We start from the raw sequence: 18,977 nt of genomic DNA on the forward strand, positions 1-18,977 counted from the left end.
GGCTCAGCCCCAGGGTCCGCGCGAGCTATTGCCATTCTCGCTCGAGCCTGTCGAGGGGACGCGCCAACCGCCGCCGGTATTGCGGGGGACGGTATCGTCGGCCGCGGGTTGCGGCACGGGCCGCCGGCCGGTGCGATCGACCTGCATTTCGCCGGCGAGGCGCTGCAGCTGGGCGATACGGTTCTCGACGTTGGGGTGGGTCGAGAACAGGTTGTCCATGCGCTGCCCGTTGAGCGGGTTGAAGATGTACATGTGGGCCTGCGCCGGGTTGCGCTCGGCCGGGACGTTGACGGTCTGCCGCGCCAGCTGGCTGATCTTGTTGAGCGCCGAAGCGAGCCCCAGCGGGTCGCCGGAGATCTCGGCGCCGTCCTTGTCGGCCTCGTACTCGCGGGTGCGGCTCACCGCCATCTGCACCAGAGCCGCGGCGATCGGCGCGACGATCACCGCGATCAGCACGCCGATGGGCCCGAGCGGGTTATCGCGCGAATTGCCGCCGCCGAAGAACAGGCCGAACTGCGCCAGCATCGAGATGGCGCCGGCAATGGTGGCGGTCATCGTCATGGTCAGCGTGTCGCGGCTGCGGATATGCGCCAGCTCGTGCGCCACCACCGCCGCGACTTCACGCGGCTCGAGATAGCGCAGCAGCCCGGCCGAGACGGCAACCGCGGCGTTCTGCGGGTTGCGGCCAGTGGCGAAGGCGTTAGGCTGCTCGGTGTTGATGACGTAGAGTTTTGGCATCGGGATGCCGGCGCGCTGCGACAGCGCCTCGACCGTGTTGTAAAGGTCGGGCTGGGAGCGCGGATCGACTTCGACGGCGTTCTGCATGCGCAGTACCATCTTGTCGGAGTTCCAGTAGGCGAAGAGGTTGGTGAGCGCGGCAATGATGAAGGCGATCCACATGCCGCCGGTGCCGCCGACAAAGTAGCCGACCGCCATGAAGATGGCGGTGAGGACAGCGAGCAGGACCGAAGTGCGGAGGAAGTTGAGCATTGCCGTTAAGTCTTGTACCTCGTGAGCGTCTGAACTGAAATTACATGGGATGGCGTGGGGTTCCCCACAAGGACCATGTCGAAACGGTAACCTGATGGACGAAACCCCACAAGCGAAGCCTCCCCTCAGCCCCGCAGCGCAGCGGGCGCTCGACGAGGCCGCGGCCCGCCGCGCCGAAATCGACGCCAAGTCAGCCGTCGGCAAGCGCGAGAAAGGCGGCCGCGGCGGGCTCGATCCGGCCCGCTACGGCGACTGGGAAATCAAAGGCCTGACCGCGGACTTTTGATCTCGTCGTTCCAGCATGATATACGTGAGGTCGATGTATATCATGGAGTTCCGGATGAAGGTCTCGAAATGGGGAAACAGCTTGGCGGTTCGCATCCCCACGGACGTGGTAGACAGCCTGAATCTCAAGGAGGGCGATGAGATCGAGCTGAGGCCAGTGGAGGGACTGCAGTTCGATGTGATCCGACAGGCAAGTCCCGAGGAAAGGCTTCGGCGGTTGCGTGAACTGATGCGCGGCACACTGCCAGCCGATTTCAAGTTCAATCGCGACGAAGCCAATGAGCGCTGACTTCGTCGATACAAACATTCTCGTCTACTTTGCGGAGGATCAGGAGGCGCGATCGCCGATCGCCGCTCGCATCCTGGCAGCGGGTTGTGTCGCCAGCGTTCAGGTTCTCAACGAGTTCGCCAATGTCGCGACGCGTCGGCTTGGCTATGACTGGGCTCGAACGAGGGAGACGCTGCAGCTGATCCGCAGCTTCCTTGACGTCCGCTCGGTCGACCTTGCAACGCACGAGGCCGCCATCCAGTTGGCCGAACGTCATGCTTTCCACGTCTATGACGCAACGATCATCGCGTCGGCCCTCGAGGCCGGCTGCACCACGCTCTACTCCGAAGATATGCAGCACGGCCAGCTGATCGCCGGCCGCCTGCGTATCGTCAATCCGTTCCGCTAGGCCGCCGCAGGCACCGCGGCGCCGCCGAACAGGCCGATGACGATACCCTGGATCACCAGCACGGCGAGGCCATAGCCGCCATCGATGGCGGTCAGCCGCCAGGGCAGGCCCTGGTAGCGGTGGTTGAGGATCAGGAAGGTGAGCACGAAGCCGGCCCACATGTGCACGCCGGCGAGAATGCCGTTCCACACATCGGTCGAGCCAAACAGCGCCGGGGTGATCAGCGCGATGAAGTAGGCCATCACCAGCTGCACCGCGAAGCCCCAGGCGAAGGGCGTCCAGTCGGCGGGGTTGAGTTGTTCGCGAGTCTTGCCGATGGCGCTCAGCCATTGCTTGCCGAGCACGTTGTACCAGATGGCGCCAAACCCCATGCTGGCGACGGCGGCAACGACGACGGCCAGCCAATTGACGGCGAAATGCATGATCGATCCCCCTCCGCTTAGTGCGGAACCCGAACTTACGGCGATTTGGGGGATTTGGGGAGATGGCCAGCGCACTGGCCACCCCTACACCCGGTGCTTACAGCCCACCCATCTTGCAGATCAGCTTCCACTCGGCCTCGGTGACGGGGCCGACGGAAAGGCGGGAGAGCTTCACCAGCGCCATGTTGGCGAGCTCCGGGGTCTTCTTGATGGTCTCGAGTGTCACCGGCTTGGGCAGTTTCTTCACCGGCAGCACGTCGACGCACTCCCAGACGATGTTGCCCTTCTCGTTCGGCTCGGCGGTGGAATCGGGATGGGCCAGCGCCACCACCTTGATGATGCCGACGATCTCCTTGCCGATGTTGGAGTGGTAGAAGAACGCCTCGTCGCCGAGCTTCATCGCCTTCATGTTGTTGCGCGCGGTGTAGTTGCGCACGCTGTGCCACTCCTCGGGAACGCCGCGCGCCACCACGTCATCGTAGGAATTGACGTCGGGTTCCGATTTCATCAGCCAGTAGGCCATCGCCGCCTCACTTGTTGGTGTTGTTGATCCCGAGGTGCCAGCGCTTGATGGTGATCTGATCGAACACGCCCTTCACCACGAACGGGTCGTGGTTGAAGGTCGCCTGCGCAGCTTCGAGGTTCTCGGCTTCGATCACCACGATCGAGCCGGTCATATCGCCATTGTCGTCGAGGAATGGGCCGGCCAGCACCAGGCGGCTGCCGAGGCTATCGAGATGCTTCAAATGTTCGGGGCGCACTTCCTGGCGGCGGGCGAGGCCGTTGGGCCGGTCATGCGCGATCAAGGCATAAAGCAAAGTCATTCCTCCCGTTTGAGCGGCCGCGACATGAGGCCCGCTACGATATCTGCAATGGTGGTGGTGCCGCCGAGCAGCAGGTTTACCGCATCGATGAGCGGGGCGTCGATCAGCAGTTGGTCGGCCAGTTGCTTAGCCACCGGGGCGGTGAGCGCCCCCTCGGCAAGCTCGGCGCCAGGGCTCTCGCCGCGGCCGAGGCTCACGCCATAGCGGTAGTTGCGCGATTGGGTCGAGGTGCAGCTCAACGTCAGGTCGCCGAGGCCTGCGAGGCCGGTGAGGGTCGAGGCGCTGCCGCCCATGCGGACGACGAGGCGGGTCAGTTCGGCAAAGGCGCGGGCGAGCAGCGCCGAGCGGGCCGAGGCGCCGAGCCCAGCGCCGTCGACGGCGCCACAGCCGAGCGCGTAGACGTTCTTCAGCGCGCCGGCCAGCTCGACGCCAAGCCGGTCGTCGGCGGCGTAGAGCCGGAAGGTTGGGCCGGCGAGCGCAGCGGCGACCTCCGAGGTCCCCCTGGGGTCGTCGCCGGCGAGAGTGACGGCGGTGGGCCGTCCGGCCGCGACATCGGCGGCAAAGCTCGGGCCGCTCAGCACATAGGGAATGGCGGTGGGGGAGACGTCGGCGAGCACTTCGCTCTGCCGCTTCAGCGAGCCGTGCTCAAGCCCCTTGGCGGTCAGTACCACCGGCAGGTGCGCCAAGGCCGCGGCGATCGGCTTGAGCGCGGCGCGGCTCGCCTGCGCCGGTACGGCGAGGATGACGAGGTCGACGTCCGGCAGCGCCAGCGCGCCGGTGATGCGGTCCGACAGCAGCTGGTTGCCCAGGTGCGCGCTGTTGCGGCGGTTGCGGTTGATGTCGTCGATCGCCGTGGGGTCGCGGCCGACCAGCGTCACGCTGCGCCCGGCGATAGCGGCGGCTTGCGCCAGCGCGGTGCCCCAGGCGCCAGCGCCGACGATGGCGACGCGCTCAAGCGCCATGGTTGAGCCCCATATCGGCGCTGTCGAGCGGCCAGCGCGCCTTGGCGGCGACATCGAGCGGATCGGCGGCGCCGAGCGCCAGCCGTTCGGCCCCGGCCCAGGCGACCATGGCGCCATTATCGGTGCAGAGTGGGATCGGCGGGATGATCAGCACGGCGCCGGTCTTGTCGGCCGCCTCGCGCAGGGCCGCGCCGATCGCCTGGTTGGCGGCGACCCCGCCGGCAACGACCAGCCGAAGCGGCTGGCCGGGGAGCTCGGCGGCGTATTTTTCGAGCGCCGAGCGGGCGCGAACGGCGACGATTTCGGCGACAGTGCGCTGGAAGCTGGCGCAGATATCGGCCACGTCCTGGTCGGTCAGCGGCGCCTGCTGCTCGGCGGCGAGGCGCACGGCGGTCTTCAAACCGGAGAAGGAGAAGTCGAGCCGATCTTCCTTGAGCAGCGGTTTGGGAAAATTGAAGCGGCGCGGGTCGCCGTGCACCGCCAGCTTCTCTACTTCCGGCCCGCCCGGATTGCCGAGCCCGAGGAGCTTGGCCACCTTGTCGAAGGCTTCGCCCAGCGCGTCGTCGATGGTGGTGCCCCAGCGCTCATAGTCGCCGACCCCGCGCACCAGCACGAACTGGCTGTGCCCGCCCGAAACCAGCAGCATCAGGTAAGGGAAGGCGATGCCGTCGGTTAGCCGGGCGGTGAGCGCATGCGCCTCGAGGTGGTTCACCGCGATCAGTGGCTTGCCGAGCGCCGCGGCGATCGCCTTGGCGGTGGTGAGGCCAACCAGCACGCCGCCGATCAAGCCGGGGCCGGCGGTGGCGGCGACGGCGTCGACCTCGCTGAGCTTGATCCCGGCGCTTGCCGCGGCGCGCGCGATGATGTGATCGAGGTGGCTGACATGGGCGCGCGCCGCCAGTTCGGGCACCACGCCGCCATAGGGCGCGTGCTCCTCGAGCTGGCTGCGCACGATGTTCGATAGAATGGTCGCATGCCCGCTGGCATCGCGCTCGACGATCGAGGCGGCGGTTTCGTCGCAGCTGGTTTCGATGCCGAGCACTCTCATCAAACTTGTCCGTTACCTGTCTAAGGGGTAAGCCCAGCCCGGCTTTGGCCTACAATAGGTATGAACTGAAATGCAATCGGCGCCGTTCCTCCGCATCGGGACCCGGGGCTCCATGCTGGCGCTGGCCCAGGCGCAGCTAACGCAGCGGCTGCTGGCCGAAGCGCATGGCGTGGCGCTCGAGCGCATCGAGATCCGCGTCATCACCACCAGCGGTGACAGGCTCACCGACCGGCCGCTCAGTGAAGCGGGCGGCAAGGGGCTGTTCTCCCGTGAGATCGAGGCGGCGCTGGCCGCCGGCGAGGTCGATCTCGGGGTGCATTCGAGCAAGGATCTGGCGTCGTGGTTGCCCGATGGCATGGTGCTGGCGGCGTTTCTCGAACGGGAAGACGTGCGCGATGCGTTCGTCTCGCTGAAATACCCAGGCGTCTCCGAGCTGCCGCAGGGAGCAAAGCTCGGTTCGTCCTCGATCCGCCGCGCCGCGCAGATGCTGCGGGTGCGGCCTGACCTCGAGGTGGTGCAGTTCCGCGGCAATGTCGATACGCGGCTAGCGAAGCTCGAAGCCGGGGTGGCGGATGCGACGCTGCTGGCGGTGGCGGGTCTTAACCGGCTGGGTAAGCAGGACAAGATCACCGCCTATCTCGACCCCAGGGAGTTCCTGCCGGCGCCGGCGCAGGGGGCCATCGGCATCGAGATTCGCGAAGCCGATGCGCGGACCGCCGAACTGGTCGGCGTGCTGAACCACTTGCCGACCGCCACCACCATCGCGGCCGAGCGGGCGCTGCTCGCTACGCTCGATGGTTCGTGTCGAACGCCGATCGGGGCGTTTACCGAATTGAATGGGGTTTGGTGCAGGTTGACCGCCGAAATCCTCAGCCCGGACGGCCATGAATTCTATCGCGGCGCGGTTGAAGGTGCGGCAGCGGATGCCGCCAAACTCGGAACGCAACTGGGTGCGACGTTGCTGGAGCAGGCAGGGCCGGAGTTCCAGCGGCAGTTCAAAGGATAGGCTCGACTTGAAAATGCTCGTGACCCGGCCAGACCCCGACGCGAGCGATACCGCCGCAAGGCTCGGTGCGCTCGGGATCGAGGGCGTGCCGTGTCCATTGCTGGTGCACCAGACACTCGAGGTGAGCCTGCCCGAGCCGAAGGGCTTTGCGGGCCTGGTGCTGACCAGCGCCAATGCGCTGCGCGCGCTGGACGAGCGTGGCGTGCTCGCTCGGTACCATCAACTTCCGGTCTACGCAGTGGGCAACCGCACGGCCGCGCTGGCGCGCGACATGGGGTTCGCGACAGTGACCAGCGCCGACGGCGCCTTCGCCGACCTGGTGGAGCTGCTGGCGCATGCGCCGCTGACGGGGCCGCTGTTCTACCCGGCGGCGCGCGACATGTCGGCGGATCTGGGCAAATCGCTGGCCTCGTTCGGGCGCATGGTGATCACCGCCGAAATCTACGCCATGAACCCGGTAACGGCACTGCCCGATGGCGTCGCGGAGCGGCTCAGCACCGGCGAGATCGAGGCGGCTCTGTTCTATTCCAAGCGCACCGCGCAGACCTTCGTGCGGCTCACGGAGCGCGGGCTGGAAAAGTCGGCGCGGGCGCGCTTCGGCGTGCTTTGCCTGTCCGAGGCGGTTGCCGCGCCGCTGCTCGATGCCCATTTCGTGCGGGTCGGGCTCTGTGACCATCCCAGCGAGGAGGCAATGATGGGACTTGCCTTGTCGTTCGCCCGCGACCAAAACCCATGATGACCGGAACAAGCAAGGAATTGCCGCATGGCTGAACGCAAGTCGGGGCCCGTCAAGCCGCCGGTCATCGAGCTCACGGCGCGGGAGGCCGAGAAGCCGGCCGCCGCGACGACGGCGAGCGGCAAGGCGGCCGAGGTGGCGGAAGAAGCCGCGGCCGAGGCACCCCCTGTTGCGGAAGAGCCGGTCCGTCCGATGCCCCCGCCGCCACGTCCGCAGGCGCGCCTTGCCATGCCGTGGAGCGCCATCTCCATTGCTGCAGTCGCCGGTGCGCTGCTCGGCGCGGGGATCGTCTACGGGCTCGGCAACTGGCTGCCGCTGCCAAACCAGCGCCCGGTGATTGCCGATCCCGCGGCGCGGCTCGATGCGACCGACAGCAGCCTCAACGAGATCGAGACCCGGCTCGCCGCCATCGAAGAGCACGCGAAGAGCCGAGAGGTCAGCCTCGACGCCAGCATCGCGCAGCTCGATGGCGGACTGACCGAGATGCGGCAGGCGATCGCCGCCGTGCCGGCGGCCGAACCGGTCGACCTGGCGCCGCTCGAAACCCAGCTCAAGGGCCTCGAGGACCGGGTGACGGCGATCGGCGCCGGCGCCTCTTCGGCCGACGCGACGGCGCTGGCAGAAACGATCAGCAGCATCGAGGCGGGGATCGCCGAGCTTCGCACCCAGTTGACGGCGCTCGACCAGCGGGTGATTGCCACCGACAGCGCGATCAGTGGCCTCAAGGGCGATGTCTCGGCCACGCAGACGGCGATCTCGACGCAGAACCAGACGCTTGGCGGCGCCGATATAGGCCCGGCAGTGCGCCTGCCGCTGATGGTCTCGGGGCTTGAAACCGCCATCGCCAATGGCCGGCCGTTCGCCGCCGAGCTCACCGGCCTCAAGGCGCTGCTGCCCGACCTCGCCGTACCGGGGCCGGTCGAAGCCGCGGCGGCAGAAGGTCTGCCCCGGCCCGATGTGGTGGTGGCGCAGTTCACTGCCGCGGTGCCCAACGTGCTGGCCGGCCGCGCCGCCGTCAGCACCGGCGACATGGGCGAAGATGCGCTCGAATGGATGAAGGGGCTGCTGGCCCTGAGGCCGGTTGGCGAAGTGGCGGGTGATGCGCCCGAAGCGATCGTCTCGCGGCTCGAAGCGGCGGTTGGCCGGCATGATTTCAAGGTGGCGGCGGAGCTGTTGGCGCAATTGCCGCCGGCGATGCAGGCCGGCGCCGGCCCATCGGGGGGCGATATCACCAAGCTTGCCGCGGCCGAGGGTTTCGTTGCTGAATTGCGCAACCGGGCGCTGGCGCCGACGGCGGAGGCCAATCCGTGATCCGGCTCGCCTACTGGCTCATCGTCAGCCTCCTGGTCACCGCCGGCATCGCCTGGCTGATCAGCCTGCCGGGGACGCTCACCATCGAGTTCCTGGATTTCCGCATGCAGCCGCGGCTCGGCGTCGCCGCCTTCCTCGCGGTGGCGGGCGTGGTGCTGATCATCCTCGTCTGGGGCATCGTCAAGCGCGTCATCGCGGCGCCCTATTATCTCGCCCGGCAATCGCGCGAACGGCGCAAGGATGCCGGTTACATGGCGCTGTCGGACGGTTTCATCGCGCTGCAGGCCGGCGACGCCAATCGGGCCCGGCAACTGGCGCGCGAAGCGCGCGGCAACCTGCCGCGCAATGCCGCGGCGCAATTGCTCGAGGCGCGCGCCGACCTGGCGCTGGGCGACATGCATTCGGCCCGCGAGCACTACCGGGCGCTGATCACCAATCGCAAGACCGCTCTCGCCGCGCTCTCCGGCCTCTACGACCAGGCGCGCCAGCAGGGCCGGCCCGATGCGGCGCTGACCTTCGCGCAGAAAGCCATCGACATCTCGCCGCAGGCGCCATGGGCCCGCGAGGCGGTGTTCGACGATTTGACCCGCAACGGTCGTTGGGACGATGCCTACCGGATGATCGCCGATGAGCAGGCGGTGACGCGCGAGGAAAAGACCCGCAAGCGCCGCCGCCAGGCGGTGGTCGAGGCGGCGCGGGCGCAACTCGCCGAAGGCACCGACCCGCATGCGGCGCTCGAACATGCGCTCGCCGCGCTGAAGCTGGTGCCGGATTTCGTGCCGGCAGCGCTGATCGCAGCCCGCATCTACTCCAACCGCAACGAAGCCCGCCGGGCGATGAGCCTGCTGCGCCGAGTGTGGCGGGCCACCTCGCATCCCGATATCGCGACGCTGTTCGCCAATTCGGTGCCGGGCGTTTCCGCCGTCGAGCGGCTGAAACGCATCGGGGAACTGATCGATACCCCGCCCCCCAACAAGGCGAGCGCGCTGGTCCTGGCGCGCGCCTCGATCGATGCCTTCGACTGGGTCGGGGCGCGGCAGGCGCTGGCCGGCTACTCCAACGCCAACCCCTCACAGGCGGTGTGCCTCCTAATGGCGGAGATCGAGGAGGGGCAGTCGGGCGACAAGGGCAAGGCGCGCGACTGGCTGAACCGCGCCGTGCGGGCGCCGCGCGATCCGGTATGGACCGCCGACGGCATCACCGCCGAGGAGTGGGAGCCACTGTCGCCGGTGACCGGCAAGCTCGATGCGTTCGAGTGGCGGGTGCCGACCAGCGCAGTGGCGACGCGCACCGGCACCACCACCCCTATGCTGCCCGAGGGCGCTTCGGCGCCGGCGGCAGCCGAACCGGAAAAGCCGCAGGGCGGGCCGCTGGCGCTGCCCGAGGCCTGATGCTTCGAAACGCTGCGTCAGCGCACTTGCGCGTGACAGGCGTCGCTTGTATTAGACCCCGCACTGGCGCATCGCTCGCGCCGGTCAGGCCGCATTAGCTCAGTCGGTAGAGCATCTCATTCGTAATGAGGGGGTCGCTGGTTCGAATCCGGCATGCGGCACCACCCTTTCACCATCACAGTGCTCTCCAGCCAGCGGTTCGCGCCGGGAGGCCGGGTTATGCGGTTATGCCGGACTGGCCCTGAGCGAGGTCACCTGCCCGAGCTGCAGGAGACCAGTACGCCAAACCGCTTCGTTTGGGCTGCAATGTCGACCAGGGTGAGCGGGGCAGCGCTGCTCGACGTCTGATACGCGATGGAATGCGCATCGAGGAAGCTCATGACGACACTGCCCTTGATAGCGAAGATGCCAAGCGCGTGCCAAACGCCGGCTTACAGCCGGATCGAGCATTGCAGCTTGCTTAGTGGCCGCCCGGCAGGCGACAAGGCCCGGTCATGGAGAGCCCCGATGCTAGCGACGAGCGAGATTGCCAAACTGAAGCGCGAGATCGCCACGCTGCGCGACATTGTCGGGCAGAGCCGGCCAGGGACCAAGAACCCGATGAGTTCGGCGGAACGGCTGTCACTCAAGTCGGAGATCGACCGCTGCATCCTCGAGCTCGATGAGCTCAGGGGCAAGCTCTCGCAGTAGCGATCCAGCGGGGCTTGCCGCAAAGGTGAAGCCGTTCCAGTTCGGAAGCGCTAGTCGTCCTTGACCTCGGTGTCGGGACGGTCGGTGCCTTCCGCGACTTCCTGATGCCAGACGCCGCGGGCGTCTTCATACTCGATGCCATCGGTCGCGCCGGCAACGCGCTGGCGCCGTGCAGCGGCTTCCGCCGCCTCATGCGCCGCGGCATGGCTGCGGAAGGTTTCCGACAGCACGTCGCCCACCTTGTAGGCCCAGCCTCCGTCATGCTGGACGACTTCATACTTCACTGTGCTCATGGCGGCGCTCCTTCAGGTGAACTGTCAATGTAGGGTGCGCCGTCGCTTGTTGCGAGCGGCGGCCGGTCGTTCCGGCTTGTCGCCTCAAATCTCTCGTATTCGCGCGGGATTCATGACGAACGCGCCGAAGCAGCCTATCGTTGCAGACCATCGCGTGCGCCGTGCCTCACTCACCTGAGATGAAAGGGCCTGCCAGTGACCGCCTATCTCTTCCTGTTGCATGTCGCGGGGGCCGTGACGCTGATGCTGTGGGCGGTGCATATGGTGCATACCGGCGCCGAACGCGGCTGGCGCCCGGAGATTACCGGATTGCTCAGGGCGACGGATGGGCCGGTGCGCAGCGCTGCGGTCGGCGCCGGGCTGGGGCTGGCGCTGCAGAGCTCGACTGCCGCGGGGATGCTCGCTGCTGCCTTTGCCTCGCGCGGCATGTTCGCACTGGCAACCGGCCTCGCCATCGTGCTCGGCGCCAATTTCGGTTCGGCGCTGGTGGTGCTGATCCTCAGCCTCGATCTTAGCCTGCTGCCGCCGGTGCTGCTGGTCATGGGTGGGCTGCTGTTCTTCAAGGGCAAGTCACGGCGCGTGAAGCAGAGCGGCCGCGCGCTGGTCGGGCTCGGGCTGATCTTCGTGTCGCTGCAGCTGCTCAGCGAGGCCACGGCGCCACTCAGCGACAGCGCGATCCTGCCGGCGGTGGTCCAGTATCTCGGCAAGGAGCCGCTGACGGCGCTGCTGGCCGGGGCAGCGATCGCCTGGCTGTTCCATTCCTCGGTGGCGACGATCCTCTTGCTGGTGGTGCTGTCGCAGCACGGGGTGCTGCCGTTCGAGGCGGCAGCGCCATTGCTGCTCGGCGCCAATATCGGCACGGCAATCGGACCGTTCGTCCTGACGCGCAACAGCAGTATCGAAGCCAAACGCCTGATGGCGGGGAACCTGATGACCCGCGTCGCAGGCGCCGTGCTGGCGCTGGCGGTGCTGCTGTTGGGCGGCTCGGTGCTGGCGGCCGGCTTCAGCCCGGTGCAGCAGCTGGTCGGGCTGCACCTCATCTTCAACGTGGCGCTGCTGCTCGTCGGCCTGCCGCTCACCGGCGTGATGGCCCGGCTGATGGAGCGGCTGATCCGCGCGCCGGCAACGACCGATCCGGCGGCGGCCATCGGGGTGCCGCCCAGCTGTCTCGACGAAGCAGCGGTGGGCGATCCCGGCATGGCGCTGGCCTCGACCACCCGTGAGCTGCTGCGTATGGCCGAGATTGTCGGCCGGATGTTCGAGCCGGTGATGGAGATCTACAAGGCCGGCGATGAGGAAAAGATTCGCCAGGCCCGGCTGATGGAGGCGGCGATCGACCAGGCGCAGAGCGATATCAAGCTCTATCTGGCGCGGGTGCAGTTCAACGAGGACAGCAACAGCGCGCGGCGGGGGCAGGATCTCGCGGCCATCGCGGTCAATCTCGAGTATGTCGGTGACGCCATCACCAAGACGCTGCTGCGGCTCGCCGAAGTGCGGCGCGAACAGCGGCTCGCTTTCTCGCCCACCGGCTGGCGCGAGCTGGCGGAGCTGCACAGCCAGGTGGTGGAGAACATGCAGCTGGCACGCAACGTGCTCGTGACCCGCGACCTCAACCAGGCGCGCAAGCTGGTGGTCGAAAAGACCCGGATGCGCGAGGCGGTGGCGGCCAGCCAGCGCCAGCATATGCAGCGGTTGAAGGACGGTACCGAGGCGAGCCTTGCCACCTCCAACCTCCACCTCGAGACGCTGCGCGCCATGAAGACCATCAACTCGCTGATGGCCTCGATCGGCTATCTGGTGCTCGAGGAAGCCGGCGAAGTGCTGGATCACCGGTTGAAGCCAGCGGGCTAGAGCGCGCTTTCAGCTTCAGCAGTCAGCCGGTGGGCTGAGGCCCCGGCCCACGACGATAGACGCGCAGCTCGATCACTTCGGGCACATGCCACTCGAGTGACAGCATTACCGGGCGGCCACCCGTATCGTGGTCGACCTGGCGCAGGTGCTGCAGCGGCGCGCCAACCTCAACCTTCAGAAGTTCGGCCAGTTCGGCGTCAGCGTTGACCGGAGCCAGCACGGCCCGGGCGTGATCGACGGTGTGGCCGCGGTCGGCGAGGAGCTTGTAGAGCGAGCCGCCGAAGGCGGCGAGATCGGTGCGTTCATCGGCGATGTCGGTGGCGAGGCTGTCGATCGAGAACACCGCCGGCCGGCCGTCGGCGCTGCGGACGCGACGGATCACCACCACATCCGAACCGGGGGCAAGGTTCAGCGCCGCCACCACGGCGTCATCGGCCCGGACACGCGTAGCGCCGAGCACCTGTTTGGTGACGCTGAGGCCGGTGCTTTCGAGGTATTCGGTGTAGCTGAAATTGGTGTCGAGCGAGTTGCGCAGCCGCGGCCCCTCGGTGACGTAGGTGCCCGAGCCCTGGCGGCGGACGACATAACCATCCTCGATCAGGCCGCGCACTGCCTCGCGCAGGGTGATGCGGCTCACCGAGAACCGGGCGCACAGCGCATCTTCGTTGGGCAGTTTCGAACCAGGCGGAAACTCGCCTTCGATGATCGCGCGCCTCAGCTCGGAGCGGACGACATCGGGCAGCAGCGGGCGCGTTCTGGCTTGCAGCATGGGGATCTCGTAACAGGCGGGCTGGCGACGCAATTGATTAGTCGTCTCATGTTCGGATTGGCCGAGCAACCCGGTTACTGGGGGCGGGCTGAACTGTCGCGGTTGCGATGAAGCGGGCAAATCCGGCATGCTGGCGGCCGGAGCGAACAGCCGGGGTGTGAGCCACGATGAGTTACGATGCGCTGGTGTGGCTGCTGGTGGGGCTGGGGATCGGGGTCACGGCCAGCCTGTTGCTGCTGATCGGCTACTCGACGCTGGAATATGGGCGGCTGAGCCGCCGCTTCCGCAGGGCGCGCACCGCTGCAGCGGCGGCTGCGCCGGTGGAAAAGCCCGTCCCGGTCGCGCCGAAGATGTCGCTGCTGGCGCGGCCGGCAGCCCGGACCGAGGCCGCGGCCAAGCCGGTGGCCCAAGGCAAAGCCATGACCGAGGTGAAGCCGGCGGCAGATCCAAAATCGGTGGCGGACGACAAGCCGGCCCGACCGACGCTGGCGGTCGTTCCGGCGCCGGAAGCCAAGCTGGTTGCGGTCGCCGAACCGATGCCCGTTACGCCGATGCTGGAGGCCAAGCCGGTCGTTGCGCCTTCCTCAGAGCCCGTTGCCGCGGCGCCCAAGCGGCTGCAGAGCGTCGAGGCCATGTTCGCCGAGGCGTTCGCCAATGACCGGTTGACGATATCGCCGGAGCCTGACGAGGCAGCGGGCGCTGCTAAGCCCGGGGCCGAAAAACCGCCAGGGTGAGCGCGCCGGCGCCCAACAACAAGCCGCCGAGCAGGCGGCTGTCCCCGGTCGAAATGGGGATGTGCGGCACCCACTGCCGATAGAATGGAAACAGAAGTAACAGGATGGCGACCAGGAGTGCCGCCAGGCCTACGGACCGCATGTTGCCCCTCCGCGATGTGGCGGAAACACAGTGATACAGCCGGTGACGCTTAAATTCCGGTTCGGATAGTATCCGCCTAAACCGTTAACGGAACTCTCTTTATCAAGGGCCGGTAACCGATCACCGGAATCTGAAGTACCGGTGAGGCAACTCCTCCAGGGGGAGCGGCGTTTCTTCAGGCAAATGGCGTGGGGCCAACCCCGCGCGGCCAAGGAGACGTCATCATGCACAAGGCAGAACTCGACCGCCTGCTGGAAAAGACCGTCGCCGATGCGCTCGGCGTGCGTATGCCCACCCACCGGCGCGCGCCGCCGGATAAGGCGAAGCATCATGCCAAGGCGCCACGCCGGCACAGGCAAATAGTGCGGGAACTGCATCCGGCCTGATTGGACTTTCTTCCGGCCTCGTCTAGATTCGCGCCCGCTTGATGGGGAGTCGTGACGATGGAGGGGGTGCCGGCAGCGGAGATCGCGCGATTGCGCGCGCTGGTGATCGGCACCCTGCCGCAGTTCGCGGGCGGCAATTTCGTCCCCCTCACCGAAGGCTGGGACAGTGTCGCGCTCGAGTGTGACGGCTGGATTTTCAAGTTTGCCCGTCATCCCGATGCCGAAGCGCGGCTCAGGCGGGAAGTGGCGCTCCTGGCATTCCTCAAGCCGCGGGTCACCATGCCGTTGCCGCAGATGGTGCTGCATGAAGGGCCAGTGCCGTTCTCACAGCACCTGAAACTCCCCGGCTCATCGCTGGAAAAGCCGCAATACCTTGAGCTCGACGAGGGTCGGCGCAATGCGCTGGCGACCCGCATGGCGCAGCTCTATGCAGAGCTCCACGCGCTGCCGCTCAACCGCATGCAGGCGGTTGGCGCCACCGGCGTCGATCCGTGGATGAGCCCGGACGAGATCCTGGTGCGGACCGAGGCCAAGCTGCCGCGGGGCTACAAGGGTTTCGTGAAGCGCACCATGGCGGCGTACCGCAAGCTCACCATTGAGGGCGACGAACTGGTCTACGGCTATTTCGATGGCCATGGCTGGAACATGGCGTTCGACCATGAGACCGGCATGCTCAACGGCGTGTTCGACTTCGCCGATTCCGGCTTCGGCTCGCGCCACCGCGACCTCAGCTACACGAACTGGATCTCGGCCGACCTGACGCTGAGGATCATCGAGCGCTACGAGGAACTGGCGCGGATCAAGGTCAACCGCGACCTGGTGATGCTCTATTCATCGGCCCTGCGCCTCGCCGAGCTGGCCGAAGAGTTTCTGTCCGACGAGCACGCCGTGACGAACGTCGTCGACTGGGTGGCGGAACTGAAGCAGCTGGGGTTCAGTACCTGACGCTGTGACCGCAAAGTGGACGATGGCTTTGCCGGTCGCCGCGAGCCTGCCTTGCTTGGGGTGATGGATCTTCGAGCTGGTAGCTTCTCTCCCGCCCACCAGATGACACCGAGTTTGGGGTGATTGCAGTGAATCGACCCCCAGCACGTAAAGTCGGAGCACCTCTCCTGGGTGCACCGAGAAAAGCTTTTCCTTCACCCTTGTGCGTGACGGGAAAACATGCGACGAAGCAGTCAAGAAAAGCTTTTCCCACATTCGTGAGCCGGCCATCACGTGCCTGCCGCGAAACGACCCGGAAAAGCTTTTCCTCGCCATTCCCCGGGAGGAACCCTGCGTGTCGCGGGGCCGGAGGGCGGCACGGCAAATCGAGGGAGGAAGCCGATGAACCTGAAGAAACTAACGATGGGCGCGGTGGCCATGGCCACGCTGCTCGCGGCGATGCCGATGTCGGCATGGGCCGAAGACCTGCAGATGTGGGAACGTTCGGGCGGCAATGCCGGCATGGTGGACGCGCTGGTCGCTGCCTGGAACGAGAAGAACCCCGATCGCAAGATCGTCCTGACCTATATTCCGCACACCGAAATGGTGCCCAAGCTGGCGCAGTCGATCGCCTCGGGCGAGGTGCCGGACCTGATGGGTCTCGACCTGATCTACGGGCCGCAGTTCGAAGCGGCCGGCCAGCTCGAGGACATCACCAGCTATTTCGCCGACGATGCTTCGATCAAGACCGCGAGCCCTGGTCACATGAAGGTCTCGACCTATGACGGCAAGCTCTATGGCGTGCCGCTCTATGCGGACGTCTCGGCGCTGTTCTGGAACAAGGACCTGTTCAAGAAGGCCGGGCTCGACCCGGAAGTGCCACCCAAGAGCCTCGCCGAGATCCATGACTTCGCCAAGAAGATCACCGGCATCGAAGAGGGAGCTTATGGCTATTACCTGGCGGGCAACTGCGCCGGATGCAACATCTTTACCTTCGGCCCGCTGATCTGGGCCTCGGGCGGCACGATCGAGCCGGCCGACGCTGCGGCCGAGCCGCTGACTGGCGACGCGGTGCCCAAGGTGCTCGAATGGGCCCGCATGATGCACAAGGAAGGGTTGATCAACCCGGCCAATCAGGCCGAGAACGGCGAGACTTTCCACCTGCAGTTCGGCTCGGGCAAGGTCGGGATGATGGGTACGGGCAATTTCAACATCACGCTCGCCCGTGAGCAGAACCCCAACATGAACTTCGGCATCACCCTGCTGCCCGGCCTCGAGGCCGGCCAGACGGCATCTTTTGCCGGCGGCGATATCGTCACCGTGCCGAAGGGCTCCAAGCGCGTCGCCGACGCGGTCGACTTCATGAAGTTCATCCTGTCGGACGAGGTTCAGGTCGAGGTCTATGCCAAGATGCTGAACATGACGACCCGCGGCGACATGGTGGACAACAAATACTATGCCGAGGAGCCGCTGATCAAAGACGTGGCCAAGGCCATCGATATCGGCGTCACGCCCTATACGCTGAAATTCTTCGAGCTGATCAACTCGCCGCAGGGCCCGTGGCTGCAGATGCTGCAGCGCGTCTACTACACCGATGATCCGATCGATACGATCATCGCCGACGCCAAGCAGCAGATGAAGGATATCGCGGCCGAGTAAGCACGGCCCACATCCTGGCGGTGCTTCGTCCCGGTGAAGCACCGCTCACTTCCCTCTCGCCGAGGACACCAAGCGCCCATGAGCATCTACTCGACCAGATCCAATCGGCTCACGGGCCTTCTCTACCTCGCGCCGGCGCTGGCGTTCGTCGCTGCCTTCACCGCCTGGCCGCTGGGCCAGATGCTTTGGGTGTCGCTCAACTCGTGGTCGCTGATCACGCCGCCGAAGTTCATCGGGCTCAACAATTTCACCAAGGCATTCAACGACAAGCAGTTCTGGGTGTCGCTGGGTTTCACCCTCAAATATACGCTGCTGATCACCCCGATCCTGATGATCGGTGGCTATGCCATTGCACTGCTGACGGTGAAGAATACACCGCTCCGCCGCTTCACCCGCGCCGTGGTGTTCGTGCCGGTGGTGATCGGGCTCGGGGCCTCGAGCCTGCTCTGGTACTGGCTGTTCTCCACCGACTACGGCTTCGTCAACCGGCTGCTGCTCGATTTCGGCCTGATCGACAAGGCGGTGATCTGGCTCGGCGTCGATGCCGACCGCTCGAACTGGGCGATCATCGTCTCGGTGGTGTGGAAGGTGCTCGGTTTCGGCATGATCCTGTTCGTTGCCGCCATCCAGGCGATCCCGCCCGAGGTGTCGGAAGCAGCGATGGTCGATGGCGCGAGCCCGTGGCAGCGGCTGACCCAGGTGACGCTGCCGCTGACGCTGCGGACCGTGCTGTTGGTGACGCTGATCTCGGTGATCGGCTCGCTGCTGGCCTTCGACCAGTTCTACATCATGACCGCCGGGCAGCCGCAGAACCTCACCGCCACCTCGGTGTTCTACGTCTATCTCAACTCGTTCCCCTACCTGAAGCTCGGCTATGGCGCGGCATTGTCGCTGATCCTTGCCGTCATCATTCTCGTCTTCACCATCATCCAGATGCTGCTGACCCGCCGGAGCCATGCCTGATGAGTGCCGATCTCGCCCAGAGCATAGACGAGACGGCCGCCGGCTATGGCATGCTGGGGCGCTTGTGGCGCGGCCGCACCAAATACCTGGTCGGCGCGGCGTGCCTCGTCATCTGCGTCGTCATGCTGGCGCCGCTCCTCGCCTCGGTGCTGGCCTCGGTGAAATCGACCGCCGAAGCCGCTGCGGTGCCGCCAACTTATGTGCCGCAGAGCTGGAGCCTCGACAGCTACCTGAAGCTCTGGGTCTACCAGGCCGGGCTGCCGGTCTACCTGCTCAACTCATTCGGCACCGCCTTCATGGCGATCGCCTTCTCGCTGCTGCTCACCGTGCCGGCCGGCTACGCGCTGGCGCGCTTCCCGATCCCGGGCAAGGAGCTGCTGTTCGTCTTCCTGCTCCTGGCGCTGATCATCCCCTACCAGGCGCTGCTGACGCCGATCTTTCTGATGTTCGCGCAGCTGAAGCTCACCAACTCGCTGATCGGCCTCGCCATCATCCACACCGCGATCCAGCTGCCATTCTCGCTCTACATCATGCGCAACGCCTTCGAAGCGGTGCCGATCGAACTGGAGGAAGCGGCGGTGATCGATGGCTGCAACTCGTTCCAGGTGCTGGTCCGCATCTGCCTGCCCTCGGTGGTGCCGGCAATGATCACGGTGGCGCTGTTCGCCTTCATCACCTCGTGGAACGAGTTCCTCGGCGCGCTGGTGATGATGAACCGGCAGGACAGCTTCACCCTGCCGCTGATCCTCGCAGCGGCACGCACCGAAACCAGCCTTGGCGGCACCGACTGGGGCATGCTGCAGGCCGGGGTGACGATCTCGGTTATCCCCTGCGTCGGCATCTACCTGATGTTGCAGAAGTACTATGTTTCGGGCCTCCTCGCGGGAGCCGTGAAGTAGGACCCCGATGACCGA

The 18,977-nt window shown here is 66.3% G+C and carries 23 protein-coding genes and 1 tRNA gene; 16 read left to right on the forward strand and 8 right to left on the reverse strand.

Features of this window, described 5'->3' with window-relative positions:
* Nucleotides 1-3: 3 nt before the first annotated feature.
* A complete protein-coding gene (gene htpX, locus ACSQ23_RS08460) occupies nucleotides 4-990 on the reverse strand; it encodes a zinc metalloprotease HtpX (RefSeq protein WP_055875269.1) in 987 nt (328 codons plus the stop codon).
* Between the two features lie 94 nt (nucleotides 991-1,084).
* Here htpX and ACSQ23_RS08465 point away from each other — a divergent pair, with 94 nt between their 5' ends.
* From ACSQ23_RS08465 to ACSQ23_RS08475, 3 genes are read left to right on the forward strand one after another with little or no spacing between them, the layout of a single operon-like run.
* A complete protein-coding gene (locus tag ACSQ23_RS08465; protein ID WP_436090333.1) occupies nucleotides 1,085-1,276 on the forward strand; it encodes a DUF1674 domain-containing protein in 192 nt (63 codons plus the stop codon).
* Nucleotides 1,277-1,330: 54 nt separating this feature from the next.
* Complete coding sequence (locus ACSQ23_RS08470) at nucleotides 1,331-1,564, forward strand: AbrB/MazE/SpoVT family DNA-binding domain-containing protein (protein WP_055876010.1); 234 nt, start codon at nucleotides 1,331-1,333, stop codon at nucleotides 1,562-1,564.
* A complete protein-coding gene (locus tag ACSQ23_RS08475; protein WP_055875275.1) occupies nucleotides 1,554-1,952 on the forward strand; it encodes a PIN domain-containing protein in 399 nt (132 codons plus the stop codon). The genes ACSQ23_RS08470 and ACSQ23_RS08475 overlap by 11 nt, the downstream gene beginning before the upstream one ends.
* Here the strand turns inward: ACSQ23_RS08475 and ACSQ23_RS08480 are convergent.
* The 5 genes from ACSQ23_RS08480 to tsaD all read right to left on the reverse strand — a co-directional run bounded on the left by ACSQ23_RS08480 (nucleotide 1,949) and on the right by tsaD (nucleotide 5,208).
* Entirely contained in the window at nucleotides 1,949-2,374 is a 426-nt protein-coding gene (locus ACSQ23_RS08480; RefSeq protein ID WP_436090334.1) for a DUF1761 domain-containing protein, read from the reverse strand. The two genes, ACSQ23_RS08475 and ACSQ23_RS08480, sit on opposite strands and share 4 nt — an antisense overlap.
* 97 nt (nucleotides 2,375-2,471) lie before the next feature.
* On the reverse strand, nucleotides 2,472-2,897 hold the full coding sequence (locus ACSQ23_RS08485; protein WP_055875281.1) for an EVE domain-containing protein: 426 nt from the start codon (nucleotides 2,895-2,897) through the stop codon (nucleotides 2,472-2,474).
* Between the two features lie 7 nt (nucleotides 2,898-2,904).
* Nucleotides 2,905-3,198, reverse strand: coding sequence for a YciI family protein (locus tag ACSQ23_RS08490; protein WP_436090335.1), 294 nt, complete (start codon nucleotides 3,196-3,198; stop codon nucleotides 2,905-2,907).
* Nucleotides 3,195-4,160: an NAD(P)H-dependent glycerol-3-phosphate dehydrogenase gene (locus ACSQ23_RS08495; RefSeq protein WP_436090336.1), complete on the reverse strand. Its 966-nt coding sequence runs from the start codon at nucleotides 4,158-4,160 to the stop codon at nucleotides 3,195-3,197. The genes ACSQ23_RS08490 and ACSQ23_RS08495 overlap by 4 nt, the downstream gene beginning before the upstream one ends.
* The gene (gene tsaD, locus ACSQ23_RS08500; RefSeq protein ID WP_436090337.1) at nucleotides 4,150-5,208 is read right to left on the reverse strand and encodes a tRNA (adenosine(37)-N6)-threonylcarbamoyltransferase complex transferase subunit TsaD; all 1,059 of its coding nucleotides are present in this window, start codon (nucleotides 5,206-5,208) and stop codon (nucleotides 4,150-4,152) included. The genes ACSQ23_RS08495 and tsaD overlap by 11 nt, the downstream gene beginning before the upstream one ends.
* 70 nt (nucleotides 5,209-5,278) lie before the next feature.
* Between tsaD and hemC the strand changes: the two genes are divergently transcribed.
* The 6 genes from hemC (at nucleotide 5,279) to ACSQ23_RS08530 (ending at nucleotide 10,342) form a co-directional block, all read left to right on the forward strand.
* Entirely contained in the window at nucleotides 5,279-6,214 is a 936-nt protein-coding gene (hemC, locus tag ACSQ23_RS08505) for a hydroxymethylbilane synthase (protein ID WP_436090338.1), read from the forward strand.
* 13 nt (nucleotides 6,215-6,227) lie between these two features.
* On the forward strand, nucleotides 6,228-6,950 hold the full coding sequence (locus ACSQ23_RS08510) for a uroporphyrinogen-III synthase (RefSeq protein ID WP_055875294.1): 723 nt from the start codon (nucleotides 6,228-6,230) through the stop codon (nucleotides 6,948-6,950).
* Between the two features lie 27 nt (nucleotides 6,951-6,977).
* Nucleotides 6,978-8,261 (forward strand): COG4223 family protein, encoded by a 1,284-nt coding sequence (locus ACSQ23_RS08515; protein ID WP_436090339.1) that lies wholly within the window; start codon nucleotides 6,978-6,980, stop codon nucleotides 8,259-8,261.
* Nucleotides 8,258-9,652 (forward strand): heme biosynthesis protein HemY, encoded by a 1,395-nt coding sequence (locus ACSQ23_RS08520; protein WP_055875300.1) that lies wholly within the window; start codon nucleotides 8,258-8,260, stop codon nucleotides 9,650-9,652. Before ACSQ23_RS08515 ends, ACSQ23_RS08520 begins: the two co-directional genes overlap by 4 nt.
* Nucleotides 9,653-9,740: 88 nt before the next feature.
* Nucleotides 9,741-9,816 (forward strand) — tRNA-Thr (locus tag ACSQ23_RS08525).
* A gap of 343 nt (nucleotides 9,817-10,159) precedes the next feature.
* Nucleotides 10,160-10,342: a hypothetical protein gene (locus ACSQ23_RS08530; protein WP_055875303.1), complete on the forward strand. Its 183-nt coding sequence runs from the start codon at nucleotides 10,160-10,162 to the stop codon at nucleotides 10,340-10,342.
* Nucleotides 10,343-10,392: 50 nt separating this feature from the next.
* Here ACSQ23_RS08530 and ACSQ23_RS08535 read toward each other — a convergent pair whose 3' ends face one another.
* A complete protein-coding gene (locus ACSQ23_RS08535; RefSeq protein WP_055875306.1) occupies nucleotides 10,393-10,635 on the reverse strand; it encodes a DUF2188 domain-containing protein in 243 nt (80 codons plus the stop codon).
* A gap of 195 nt (nucleotides 10,636-10,830) precedes the next feature.
* Between ACSQ23_RS08535 and ACSQ23_RS08540 the strand changes: the two genes are divergently transcribed.
* Entirely contained in the window at nucleotides 10,831-12,486 is a 1,656-nt protein-coding gene (locus tag ACSQ23_RS08540) for a Na/Pi cotransporter family protein (RefSeq protein ID WP_436090340.1), read from the forward strand.
* 22 nt (nucleotides 12,487-12,508) lie between these two features.
* Here the strand turns inward: ACSQ23_RS08540 and ACSQ23_RS08545 are convergent, their stop codons facing one another.
* Complete coding sequence (locus ACSQ23_RS08545; RefSeq protein WP_055875310.1) at nucleotides 12,509-13,255, reverse strand: GntR family transcriptional regulator; 747 nt, start codon at nucleotides 13,253-13,255, stop codon at nucleotides 12,509-12,511.
* A gap of 167 nt (nucleotides 13,256-13,422) precedes the next feature.
* Here ACSQ23_RS08545 and ACSQ23_RS08550 point away from each other — a divergent pair, with 167 nt between their 5' ends.
* From ACSQ23_RS08550 to ACSQ23_RS08575, 6 genes are all read left to right on the forward strand, one after another.
* Nucleotides 13,423-13,989 (forward strand): hypothetical protein, encoded by a 567-nt coding sequence (locus ACSQ23_RS08550; protein WP_436090341.1) that lies wholly within the window; start codon nucleotides 13,423-13,425, stop codon nucleotides 13,987-13,989.
* A 366-nt stretch (nucleotides 13,990-14,355) separates the two neighbouring features.
* Entirely contained in the window at nucleotides 14,356-14,517 is a 162-nt protein-coding gene (locus tag ACSQ23_RS08555) for a hypothetical protein (protein WP_436090342.1), read from the forward strand.
* A 57-nt stretch (nucleotides 14,518-14,574) separates the two neighbouring features.
* A complete protein-coding gene (locus ACSQ23_RS08560; protein WP_436090343.1) occupies nucleotides 14,575-15,462 on the forward strand; it encodes a phosphotransferase family protein in 888 nt (295 codons plus the stop codon).
* A 381-nt stretch (nucleotides 15,463-15,843) separates the two neighbouring features.
* Nucleotides 15,844-17,100 (forward strand): ABC transporter substrate-binding protein, encoded by a 1,257-nt coding sequence (locus tag ACSQ23_RS08565; RefSeq protein WP_436090344.1) that lies wholly within the window; start codon nucleotides 15,844-15,846, stop codon nucleotides 17,098-17,100.
* A 78-nt stretch (nucleotides 17,101-17,178) separates the two neighbouring features.
* Complete coding sequence (locus ACSQ23_RS08570) at nucleotides 17,179-18,063, forward strand: carbohydrate ABC transporter permease (RefSeq protein ID WP_055875325.1); 885 nt, start codon at nucleotides 17,179-17,181, stop codon at nucleotides 18,061-18,063.
* On the forward strand, nucleotides 18,063-18,962 hold the full coding sequence (locus tag ACSQ23_RS08575; protein ID WP_436090345.1) for a carbohydrate ABC transporter permease: 900 nt from the start codon (nucleotides 18,063-18,065) through the stop codon (nucleotides 18,960-18,962). Before ACSQ23_RS08570 ends, ACSQ23_RS08575 begins: the two co-directional genes overlap by 1 nt.
* Nucleotides 18,963-18,977: the final 15 nt, after the last annotated feature.

Source organism: Devosia sp. LjRoot16, assembly GCF_964252795.1.
In the GTDB taxonomy this organism is placed as follows: domain Bacteria; phylum Pseudomonadota; class Alphaproteobacteria; order Rhizobiales; family Devosiaceae; genus Devosia_A.

What these genes read in the sequence shown, in the direction of transcription:
- htpX (WP_055875269.1), bottom strand. Translation starts at nt 990, where the DNA reads ATGCTCAACTTCCTCCGCACTTCGGTCCTGCTCGCTGTCCTCACCGCC.
- ACSQ23_RS08465 (WP_436090333.1), top strand. Translation starts at nt 1,085, where the DNA reads ATGGACGAAACCCCACAAGCGAAGCCTCCCCTCAGCCCCGCAGCGCAG.
- ACSQ23_RS08470 (WP_055876010.1), top strand. Translation starts at nt 1,331, where the DNA reads ATGAAGGTCTCGAAATGGGGAAACAGCTTGGCGGTTCGCATCCCCACG.
- ACSQ23_RS08475 (WP_055875275.1), top strand. Translation starts at nt 1,554, where the DNA reads ATGAGCGCTGACTTCGTCGATACAAACATTCTCGTCTACTTTGCGGAG.
- ACSQ23_RS08480 (WP_436090334.1), bottom strand. Translation starts at nt 2,374, where the DNA reads ATGCATTTCGCCGTCAATTGGCTGGCCGTCGTCGTTGCCGCCGTCGCC.
- ACSQ23_RS08485 (WP_055875281.1), bottom strand. Translation starts at nt 2,897, where the DNA reads ATGGCCTACTGGCTGATGAAATCGGAACCCGACGTCAATTCCTACGAT.
- ACSQ23_RS08490 (WP_436090335.1), bottom strand. Translation starts at nt 3,198, where the DNA reads ATGACTTTGCTTTATGCCTTGATCGCGCATGACCGGCCCAACGGCCTC.
- ACSQ23_RS08495 (WP_436090336.1), bottom strand. Translation starts at nt 4,160, where the DNA reads ATGGCGCTTGAGCGCGTCGCCATCGTCGGCGCTGGCGCCTGGGGCACC.
- tsaD (WP_436090337.1), bottom strand. Translation starts at nt 5,208, where the DNA reads ATGAGAGTGCTCGGCATCGAAACCAGCTGCGACGAAACCGCCGCCTCG.
- hemC (WP_436090338.1), top strand. Translation starts at nt 5,279, where the DNA reads ATGCAATCGGCGCCGTTCCTCCGCATCGGGACCCGGGGCTCCATGCTG.
- ACSQ23_RS08510 (WP_055875294.1), top strand. Translation starts at nt 6,228, where the DNA reads ATGCTCGTGACCCGGCCAGACCCCGACGCGAGCGATACCGCCGCAAGG.
- ACSQ23_RS08515 (WP_436090339.1), top strand. Translation starts at nt 6,978, where the DNA reads ATGGCTGAACGCAAGTCGGGGCCCGTCAAGCCGCCGGTCATCGAGCTC.
- ACSQ23_RS08530 (WP_055875303.1), top strand. Translation starts at nt 10,160, where the DNA reads ATGCTAGCGACGAGCGAGATTGCCAAACTGAAGCGCGAGATCGCCACG.
- ACSQ23_RS08535 (WP_055875306.1), bottom strand. Translation starts at nt 10,635, where the DNA reads ATGAGCACAGTGAAGTATGAAGTCGTCCAGCATGACGGAGGCTGGGCC.
- ACSQ23_RS08545 (WP_055875310.1), bottom strand. Translation starts at nt 13,255, where the DNA reads ATGCTGCAAGCCAGAACGCGCCCGCTGCTGCCCGATGTCGTCCGCTCC.
- ACSQ23_RS08550 (WP_436090341.1), top strand. Translation starts at nt 13,423, where the DNA reads ATGAGTTACGATGCGCTGGTGTGGCTGCTGGTGGGGCTGGGGATCGGG.
- ACSQ23_RS08555 (WP_436090342.1), top strand. Translation starts at nt 14,356, where the DNA reads ATGCACAAGGCAGAACTCGACCGCCTGCTGGAAAAGACCGTCGCCGAT.
- ACSQ23_RS08560 (WP_436090343.1), top strand. Translation starts at nt 14,575, where the DNA reads ATGGAGGGGGTGCCGGCAGCGGAGATCGCGCGATTGCGCGCGCTGGTG.
- ACSQ23_RS08565 (WP_436090344.1), top strand. Translation starts at nt 15,844, where the DNA reads ATGAACCTGAAGAAACTAACGATGGGCGCGGTGGCCATGGCCACGCTG.
- ACSQ23_RS08570 (WP_055875325.1), top strand. Translation starts at nt 17,179, where the DNA reads ATGAGCATCTACTCGACCAGATCCAATCGGCTCACGGGCCTTCTCTAC.
- ACSQ23_RS08575 (WP_436090345.1), top strand. Translation starts at nt 18,063, where the DNA reads ATGAGTGCCGATCTCGCCCAGAGCATAGACGAGACGGCCGCCGGCTAT.